The sequence below is a fragment of the Salegentibacter salinarum genome (assembly GCF_900168115.1).
In the GTDB taxonomy this organism is placed as follows: domain Bacteria; phylum Bacteroidota; class Bacteroidia; order Flavobacteriales; family Flavobacteriaceae; genus Salegentibacter; species Salegentibacter salinarum.
Genome location: NZ_FUZC01000031.1, coordinates 1 through 10,356 on the forward strand (window position 1 = coordinate 1; position 10,356 = coordinate 10,356).

At 39.3% G+C, this 10,356-nt stretch carries 5 protein-coding genes; 4 read left to right on the forward strand and 1 reads right to left on the reverse strand.

The window, feature by feature from the left end; genetic code table 11:
- Positions 1 to 33: 33 nt before the first annotated feature.
- Positions 34 to 369 (reverse strand): avidin-fold protein, encoded by a 336-nt coding sequence (locus tag B5X53_RS18595; protein ID WP_079714708.1) that lies wholly within the window; start codon positions 367 to 369, stop codon positions 34 to 36.
- Between the two features lie 763 nt (positions 370 to 1,132).
- Here B5X53_RS18595 and B5X53_RS18600 point away from each other — a divergent pair.
- From B5X53_RS18600 to B5X53_RS18610, 4 genes are all read left to right on the forward strand, one after another.
- Positions 1,133 to 2,026, forward strand: a complete 894-nt coding sequence (locus tag B5X53_RS18600; RefSeq protein ID WP_198550728.1) for a sugar phosphate isomerase/epimerase family protein — start codon at positions 1,133 to 1,135, stop codon at positions 2,024 to 2,026.
- An 878-nt stretch (positions 2,027 to 2,904) separates the two neighbouring features.
- On the forward strand, positions 2,905 to 3,030 hold the full coding sequence (locus B5X53_RS19425) for a phage tail protein (RefSeq protein ID WP_234999251.1): 126 nt from the start codon (positions 2,905 to 2,907) through the stop codon (positions 3,028 to 3,030).
- Entirely contained in the window at positions 2,975 to 3,403 is a 429-nt protein-coding gene (locus B5X53_RS18605) for a phage tail protein (protein WP_234999252.1), read from the forward strand. Before B5X53_RS19425 ends, B5X53_RS18605 begins: the two co-directional genes overlap by 56 nt.
- Before the next feature lie 388 nt (positions 3,404 to 3,791).
- On the forward strand, positions 3,792 to 10,356 hold a 6,565-nt coding region (locus B5X53_RS18610; RefSeq protein ID WP_079714710.1), incomplete at its 3' end, for an MBG domain-containing protein.

A 10,356-nucleotide genomic window follows, 5' to 3' on the forward strand; every position in this document is an offset into this window, starting at 1 on the left:
AAGTTTTCGGCTTTTCCCTTCTTTTAACTCAAACTATAATTCTTCCAAAATGGAATTTCCGCTTGACTTATCGCCAGAAGTCCATTTCCAGCTTTCATAGAGTCTTAATTTTCCATTTTCGTTGAACTCAGGTTTTGAATAACAAATGCCCGTCATTAATTCTCCTTTTTTGTTGATTTGATGATAACGCATTTCGACATTCCCATTTTTGTCCACTAATCCAATCAGATGCCCTTTTATTATTTGCCCTCCCTTATATTCGGATGTCAAAATGTTTTCAATTTGTTTGTACTCAAATATGGTTTCTTCTGTAGTTTCTCCATTCACTGAATTTTGTACTGGTTTAAATTTCAAATTGTTGTAGTTCATTTTTTCCTTAAATATTTTCCTGTTTTCCAGCTTGTTGCCCAGATGTTGATAATTGTATTAGTATATTTATTTCTATTTTAAAGTTATAGGATTTTTAATTGTTTTAAAAGTTATTTGTAATAAACCTGCTAGCACCAATTAAAATTAACCAACTTTTTTTCGAGCAAAAACTAAATACAGTGGCAACAACAAGAAATTGGAAAACGATATGGAAACTATCAGACCTAAGCAAAAATTATGGGTAAAGATCTAATCAACCATGATGACATAAAGACCTTTACGGTAAATACGTCGGATATTGGTATGGATGGGGAAATCAAGATAATGGGTGTAAACACCCGATTGTAAGGGAGTTGATAGATTTTAAAACCTTTGGACGAGTTTAATTTGGTACAGTTCACCGTGGAGGTTATTGCAAGAGCTGAATCTCATCCAATCATGTGGACACGTAATTGGGTCAGGGGCAAAGTAATGTGCCTGACTTTGGGCCACGATGAATACATGCAAAAAAAGGAAGGGTTCTAATCTCTTTTTATTAATGGGATAAAATGATTAACGGTGCAATTGAATTGATGTTGAAGATTGTCAAATCAAATGGCCTTTATCCAATTACTATTAAACGTTTTAATTTTAAATGAAAAGTCTATAACAACAATAAAAATGTTTGTATTTGATCAAGCGTGGACAATGACGAATCACACCACAAAAGGTACAAAATTGAGGATTTCAAAGTAACTTAAATATTACTAAACTCAGAGCAAATATGGAACGAAGAAATTTTATAAAGTCGATAGCTGCCCTCAGTACAACAACCGTTTTACCCGTGTCGGCTTTTTCAATGTTTGGAGCAGCCAAATATAAAGTAGGGTTACAGCTCTATACCATCCATGATGATATGGTGAAAGATGCCATCGCTACATTGACCGCTGTTAAAAAAATAGGCTATCAAGACTTTGAAACCTTTGGGTTTAATCATGAAAAAGGAACATTTTATGGATATAATTCTTCGGAATTCCGGAAAATAATTGACGATCTTCAACTTACCGCTTCTAGTGGGCACTTCGGGTTTTCTGCATATCTCAACGAAACTGAAGACAAACTGAAAAGGTTTGTTGACCAGTGCATAAATGGAGCCCACACATTAGGTATGAAGTACATAACATGGCCGTGGCTAGATCCTGATCAAAGATCGATCGACCACTTCAAATTATTGGCTGAAAAACTTAATGTGATAGGCGAATGGGTCACTTCGGCCGGACTAGGGTTTGCATATCACAATCATGGTTTTGAGTTTATAGACCACAATGGTGAAAACGGATTCGACATTATACTGAACGAAACAAATCCATCACTTGTTAAACTCGATATGGATATGTATTGGGTGGTCAGATCTTCAAAACATTCTCCCAAAGAGCTGGTCAGCAATCAACCTGGACGATATGTAATGTGGCATATAAAAGACATGGATAAAATCACTTGGGACTATACTGAATTGGGCAATGGTTCTATTGATTATACCCAAATACTTCCGGATCCAAAAGAATCTGGACTTGAATTTTACTATTTGGAACAAGGTGGAAATTATGCCCACAGTCCGATGAAAAGCGTCACTGATAGTGCTACTTTCTTTAAAAAGCAGTTACAAGCATATCTGTAATTTGAAATATTCCAGAATGGAAAATTAATGAAACGCCAAAATAACCGAAGATAGCTTGTCAAGTAAAAAATACCGGCAAAAAGCCCTTGATTATAAAACATACTGGTTTAAGGATTTTGCGGATCTGACTAAAAACGATATTGATCAGATGCAGGCGCGTGGTTTACCAGGGGACGATATGGCAGTATAGGTGGTTTTCCATTTGATGTAAAAGGTTTAAAAAAAATAGCCGGGGCAAGGAGGAGTTTAAAAAACAACTGGATCAGTTTTTTGAAGAGCACAATTATAAGCATGTTAGTAAGCAATTATCAAAAGGAACACTTCTATATCCACTCCGTAAGTCTTAACGGAAAACCGCTTGAGAGAATCGGTAACACAAAGCGATTTAAATAAGGGTGGAAAACTCATTATGAGACAGGACCCAGTCCAAATAAAACATGGAGGATAAAAGAGCAGTGGATTTCTGATAGCTAACGTTGGAAGTCATTTACTGGAGCAAGAACATAGCAATAAATGCCGGTAATTAAAACCTTCGAGAACACGGCCTGGGGATAATAACCAATAGATGAATTATTACCTCAAGCAAAGACCTTGCTACAGCATTAGTGACTAACAATGCTGGTAACAGAGGATTTTAATGGGATGTATTTAAAGCAAACTAAAAATCAGCCTAATATGATAGCTGTTTACAAAGTGGTGTTAATTTATTGAAAATTTAAAATTTTATGATCAAATGGGGAAAAACCCCCTTTTTTAGGTTAAAGTGTTACCTTAATTTTAACATTAAATATTTTACTCATATAATCTACTTAATTATGGAAGACGCTTACATCGGTGAATTACGAGCATTCGCTGGAAATTTTCAACCTAGAAATTGGATGTTTTGTCACGGTCAATTACTTTCGATTGCAGACAATAATGCTCTTTTTTCAATTATTGGAACTATCTATGGAGGAGACGGAAGAACAACATTTGCTCTCCCTAAGGGGAAGGGTAGCAATTAGTTCAGGTGCTGGCCCTGGACTGAATAATCATGACCTGGGTGATAAATCTGGTACACAAACAAATACCTTAGGGCAACTAAATTTGCCGCCTCATAATCATACAGCCAATGGAACTATCTATGCTTCCATGGAAAATGGAAGTACTAACGATCCATCGTCAGCAATCCCGGCAAAATCTGTTTATCCCAAGGATCGATCTACTAATGAGGCTGTAAACTCATATGCTCAAAAAGCTAATACAAAAATGGCTGCAAATGGTATAGAAATTTCTGTGAATAATACGGGAGGAGGTCAGCCTGTAAATAATATGCAACCATATTTGGCTATCAATTGGATAATCTGTGTCAACGGAATATATCCTTCCAGAGGCTAGCAATAAAGGCTATTTCTAATTTTAAACTTTTTAATATCCAGTAGAACAAATTGTACGCCATCCTGGAAATTATATATTAACTTTTTTTTAAGAAAAGTTCACTATATTTGTCACCGAACTTATTAGACTATAATGTCTTGAATTGTATGGTCTTAATTAAACTAAGATATCGATATAAGAATTTTTTGTTCCGAGTTTTTTAATATAAGATTAAAAATATAAGAAAAATGCCTATGATAAAACGCTACTTTCTTCAGATTTTTTAAAAGTCCTTTTAATATTATTTATTGCAATATTCCGTGCTCTATAAATATACAGCATTGGGATAGTCATTTATTGTTTACCCAACCTTTATCTAAATACAATCCTCTACTAATCATTTAAGCTGATGAAAAAAACTACTTCTCTAAAAACTCCTGTTTTATTTTTTCTGTGTCTGCTGTTTTTTTCTTTGAATGTCTTAGCACAAACAACTTACACCTTTTCAAATCTTGGACCCTCAAATGGTGACTTTAAAAGTATCTCTACCTTACCTACGAATATAAATATACAGATTAGCGATAATTTTGAATTTGTTCCATTTGTATTATACCCTACTGCCTCTGGGACTGGATCAACAACTTTTACAATTAAGGGGGATGGAATTAATTTAGGCTCCTTTGATGTGGAAGATATGACCTGGGGTCTTTTCAGCAGTGAATATACTTTAGATAATACGACTAAAGTAGTTTTCCACAAAACAGATGGTACAACAGTTACCTGGAATTCGCTTTCAAGCCTATTTCAACAGCGATACTCATATGATACTAATGATCATTCTATTCTCTCTATTTTTTCCGCTGCAGGAAGGGTTAGCGAAGTTGAAAAGATAGAGATAACCGTGGATTTTAAAGATGGTGGAGATATAAATAAATTTGAGATAAGAAATATAAGCTTATCAAATCTACAAGTACCGTCCTTAGCTACAGTAGCTATAGTGACAACTTCTTCTATTTCGTCTGTAACAGCGACAGGAACTACAATTAGCGGGAATGTAACCGATGACGGTGGAGATGCAGTAACCGAACGTGGATTTGTATATGGTACGAGTTCCAACCCGACCACTTCAGACACCAAAGTACAGTCCGGAATAGGAACTGGTTCGTTTTCTGAAGATATCTCAGGTTTAAAACCTGAAACAACCTATTATGTTCGAGCCTACGCCATTAATGGGCAAGGTACTAGTTATGGGGATGAGGAGAGTTTTACTACTAAAAGTGAGGGTGTTTTGTTAAGTTCCAATCCCACATTGATATTCACGGAAAACTCCGCCGACATTACGGGAGATAATATCGCAAGTGATGGAGAAGGAAGTTCTCAAACCATTTCTGATATCGATATTCAGATTTTCAATATCTCCGATGAATTAGGAACTTTCGTGAATTCACTTACCTGGAAAGATAACGATTTTCTTTATAGTGCTGACCCAAATTATTCAGGGCTCACTTATGATAATAATAATGAAGCTATTAAAGGGATGGCCATTAATTCAGCAGATGGTAGTGAATTTCGACTTGTTAAGTTTACATACTATAACTGGGGGGAAACCAACTCCTTTACAAATACTATAAAAGGATACCGCAATGGCAGCGAAGTTGCTTCTATGACATTCGATGGGTTTGATTCGAACTACAATCCTATTACAGTTGCATTAGATGCTTCTTTCTCAAGTGTTGATGATGTAAGGATCTATATCAGTGACGCTGGATGGACGGGAAATGGTACCACGAACCACAGTATCAATAAAATTGCACTTGATGCTCCAGTTTCGAATTCCGCCCCAGCTGATATTGCCCTAAGCACTAACACTCTTAACCAGAGTGAGGAAGAGAATGCCACGGTAGGCACCCTTTCAACAACCGATGCCGATGGCGGCGACACGCACACCTATAGCTTGGTTTTGGGAACGGGAGATACTGATAACGCCAATTTTAACATCAATGGGAGTGATTTGCGGGCGAATGATGCCTCGACTCTAGCAGCCGGTAATTATTCGGTACGTATCCAGACCAGTGATGGTACAGATACCTATGCGGAAGCATTTACTATAACTGTATTAGATGATGTAGCTCCTGTTTTTACTAATTCAACGCCTTCCGTTTCAGGTACCACGGTGTCTCAAACGACACTTACAGTGCAGTTAGATGAAATTGGAACGGCTTATTATATTGTTGTAGCCGAGGGGGATAGTGCGCCATCTTCTGCCCAGGTTAAGGCAGGTCAAAATAATTCCGGTAGTTCAGCTTTAACAAATGGAAGTATAAATGTCAATGCTGCTTCTGAGCATTTTTCAGTGGATATTACCGGATTGAGTTCCTCCACAGACTACGATATCTACGTTACCGCAGAGGATGATGAAGAGACACCAAATTTACAGGGTAGTCCCGAAAAAATAGATGTAACCACCAACAACACTGTCCCGACATTTACTGATTTGGCCGATACGGTTGAAACAACAAACGAAGATACTAGTGTTGAAGTCAGCTTTTTGAGTATTGCTGCTCAATCTGATGCCAATGATGCCGATGGAACTGTAATTGCATACGTGGTAAAGTCTGTTAACAGTGGCTCGCTAACTATTAACGGTACAGCTTATGCCGCTGGCACCAACGATCAAATTACACCAGCTCAAAATGCTAACTGGACACCAAATGCTAATGCCAATGGCACATTAAATGCCTTCACTATTACTGCTAAAGATAATGCAGGTGCCCAAAGTAGTCCGGCCGTTCAGGCAAAGGTAGCAGTAACAGCTGTCAATGATGACCCAACCATAACCGGTTTACCCTCTTCAGTTACAATAACAGAAGATGCTACAGAAGATGCTTTTGATATTTCAGCCGCCACAATCAGTGATATCGATGCGGAAGGCGAGAAATTAACACTAACGTTGGAAGCAACGGGTGGGGTATTTGATATAGCCGCTGGTACAGGAATTACCTCTACAGGTCATTTGTCTAATCTATTAAGCCTAACGGGCAAATTGACCGATTTAAATAATTATATCAGTACATCCACTAATATTTATTTCAGACCTAACACCAACCTTAGTGGAAATGCGGCTGCGTCTGTAGAGGTATCCATTAATGACAATGGGAATACCGGATCAGGGTTAGGAACAGATGTATATAGCGGTTCTGTCAGTGTCAATATTATTGGAGTAAATGATGCTCCTGTTGCAGTTGATGATAATTATGATTTAGATGAAAACACACCGCAGACAGGTAATGTACTCACCAATGATTCCGATCCTGAAGGAGATGCTCTGACCGCTTCATTGGTTACCCCTCCGGAAAATGGAACTGTGGTGTTAAATGCGAATGGAAGTTTTACTTATACGCCAAATACAAATTATAGCGGCCTAGACAATCTAATCTACCGAGTTTGCGATAACGGTACCCCTTCTTTATGCAATACTGCAACGGTTAACTTTGAAATTGAAGAAGTAGCTGCATCGGTTAGTAGCGTCTTAGTTCCGGCAAATGCTACGTACACGACAGGACAAAACCTAGATTTCACGGTTAACTTTGATAAACCCATCGTTGTAGATACTGGGGGAGGAACCCCTAGTTTGTCTTTAGAGGTAGGGGGAAGCACAAAAAACGCTTCCTATATTTCAGGAAGTGGATCTTCTGCTTTGGTTTTTAGGTACACCATACAAAACGGTGATGAAGACCCCAACGGTATTCAGGTAAGCTCCCTTTCTCTTAATGGCGGAACCTTCACAAGTGGGTCGGGCACAGCTGCTAATTTAACATTAAATGGTATTGGTAGTACTGCAGCGGTTTTGGTAGATGCTTTAGCACCTACAGGATATACCGTGAGCATTGACCAGAATCCAATCAATTCAATTAGTGCAAATGCAGTTAGTTTTACCTTTGCCGGTGGGGAGGTGAACACAAATTACAACTACACTTTCTCAAGTGCTGGAGGGGGAACCAATGTAACAGGATCTGGCACTCTAACTTCCGCTACCCATCAGATTTCAGGAATAGACTTAAGCGCATTGGCAGATGGCTCCATCACCTTGTCCGTCTCCCTTACTGATGCTATTGGAAATGCAGGCAGTGTGGTTACTGATATTACCTCTAAAGATACTTCAGTACCTACGGGATACACTGTGGAGTTAAATCTTTTGGGTGAAAGCATGATTAATTCGGTAAATGTTGAGGAGGTTAAATTTTCAGCAAGTGGATTAGAAACCGGCTCCACCCTTTATTATTCTTTTGCTTCAGATGGCGGAGGTAGTACTGTATCAGGAACTGAAACAATTACATCAGCAACTGAAAACTTTGACAATTCCGGAGTTGGTTATGATCTCTCAGGGCTTGCAGATGGCACCATCACTTTAAGTGTTTACTTGATGGATATTGCCGGAAATGAAGGTGCGAATGCAACAACTTCTGAAATCAAAGATACTACTGCTCCAACCGGCTATGTAGTGACTTGGGATGATGCCTTTATTAATGCTTTTGAATCTTCGAATACTTCCTTCACTATTTCCAATGCCGAAATAAGTACTACAGCAAATTATAGTATTTCCAGTAGTGGTGATAGTAATATGGCTACTATCAGCAATTCCCAACTTATTAATAGTACAGCGCAACAAATTCCCTTGGATGTTAGCGGATTGGCAGACGGCATTTTAACAATTGAAATAACTTTAACGGATGAGGGGGATAATGAAGGAACTCTGGTATCTACAAATAATACTATTTTAGACCAAACACCCCCTGCAAGTCCTTCTATTCCGGATTTATCAGCTGCCAGTGATACAGGTGCAAGTAATACCGATAATAATACAGCCGACCAAACTCCTACGTTTACAGGCACGGCTGAAGCAAATACTTCTGTAGAAATATTCAGCGAAGGAAGTTCTCTGGGAACTACCACAACTGATGGGTCAGGAAACTGGAGTTTTACTTCTCCTATTCTTACTGATGGAACCTATGCCATTACTGCCACTGCTACAGATGCAGCAGGGAATGTAAGTGCAAACTCTTCCGGTTTGCCGATTATTATAGATCAAAACGAATGTAACGCTCAAGCCAATTTTAGTTTAAACCCTAATGCAGGCTGCGAAACCCCTTTAACGGTTTTCTTTACGGATCAATCTACACTTCCTGATTCCTGGTATTGGGAGTTTGGAGATGGGAATACCAGTACCGCTCAAAATCCTATTCATTCCTATACTACGTACGGGGTCTTTACCGTTAAATTAACAGTAACGGATACTATAAGCGGGTGCTCTTCTTCCACTGAAAAGGTCATCACAAATTATAAATTAAGTTCAGATTTCACATCAAATACAACTTTCGGTTGCGGGCCTTTAACAGTTGACTTTGCAGACTCGTCCGTTGGAGCAGAAAGTTGGAATTGGGATTTTGGAGACGGAACCACTTCAACGGAACAAAATCCATCACATACCTATACGCAGCCGGGAACTTACACGGTAGCCTTAACTACAGAGGGAGGCTCTTGTTCAAAAACTAATACGAAGACCAGCTATATTCAAGTTATAGGTCCTGATGTGGACTTCTCTTCCGATATCACCGAGGGCTGCGGTCCTCTTACTGTTGCATTTACAAATAACACCATTGCAGGCTCTCCTGCTATAGGATGGTTATGGGACTTCGGCGATGGGTCAACTTCCACCCAGCAAAACCCCGCGCATGAGTATACTGCCGAGGGAATTTATACGGTAAGTTTAACCGTCTCTGACTTAGACGGATGTAGTCGGACTCTCACAAAGACTGATTTGATTGAAGTAAATATGTTGGAAGCTGAACTAATATCAACCAACGTTACTTGTACCGGTGGATCTGATGGGACTATTACAGCTAATTCTGATGTAGGTTTGGCGCCATTTACCTATGAATGGAGCAATGGGGCTGCTACAGCAGAAATAAGTGGACTTTCACCGGGCAATTACTCCGTGGAAATCACCGATGCCAATGGATGTTCAGTAAAAAAGTCGGTTGAGATTACCGAGCCGTTACCCGCAGATCTTGTTACTTCAAACCCATCCGCGGTAAGCTATTCGAGTGCAGAATTGGGTGGAGAATTACTGAATGCGTTTGATTGTGAACAGGAAACTGGAATTGTTTATGCAACGACTTCCAATCCTGACATTACCGATATCAAGTTGGAGATGATCCAGACCGGCCATCAATTTAATGAAAATGTTACAGGTTTGCAGCTCAATACTACCTATTATGTACGCGCTTATAGTACCAATGTAAATGGAGTGACCACCTATGGTAATGAAGTGACATTTACCACGTCCAAAAAGACGCTGGAAATCATAGCAGATGTTGACCAGAATAAAATTTATGGAGAGACAGACCCAACCTTGACTTATACCGCTACTGGTTTTGAAAACGGAGACGATGCGTCTATTCTAAGCGGATCGCTGACAAGAGAACCTGGCGAAGCAGTTGGAACTTATGCTATTGGTTTGGGCAGCTTAAGTGCAGGAGCAAACTATACGATCGATTTTACAGGTGCTGATCTCACGATTGGTACTAAAGTTCTATCGGTTACTGCTGATACCAGTCAGGGCAAAGTATATGGAGATGCCGACCCGGAATTCACTTATACTGCTACTGGTTTTGAAAATGGAGACGATGCGTCTATTCTTAGCGGATCACTAACAAGGGAACCTGGCGAAGCAGTTGGAACTTATGTGATTCAGTTGGGCAGCTTAAGTGCAGGAGTAAACTATACGATCGATTTTACGGGTGCTGATTTCACGATTGGTACTAAAGTTCTATCGGTTACTGCCGATCCAGGTCAGAACAAAGTATATGGAGAGGCTGACCCCGAATTCACTTATACCGCTAGTGGTTTTGAAAATGGAGACGATGCGTCTATTTTAAGTGGATCGCTGACAAGAGAACCTGGCGAAGCAGTTG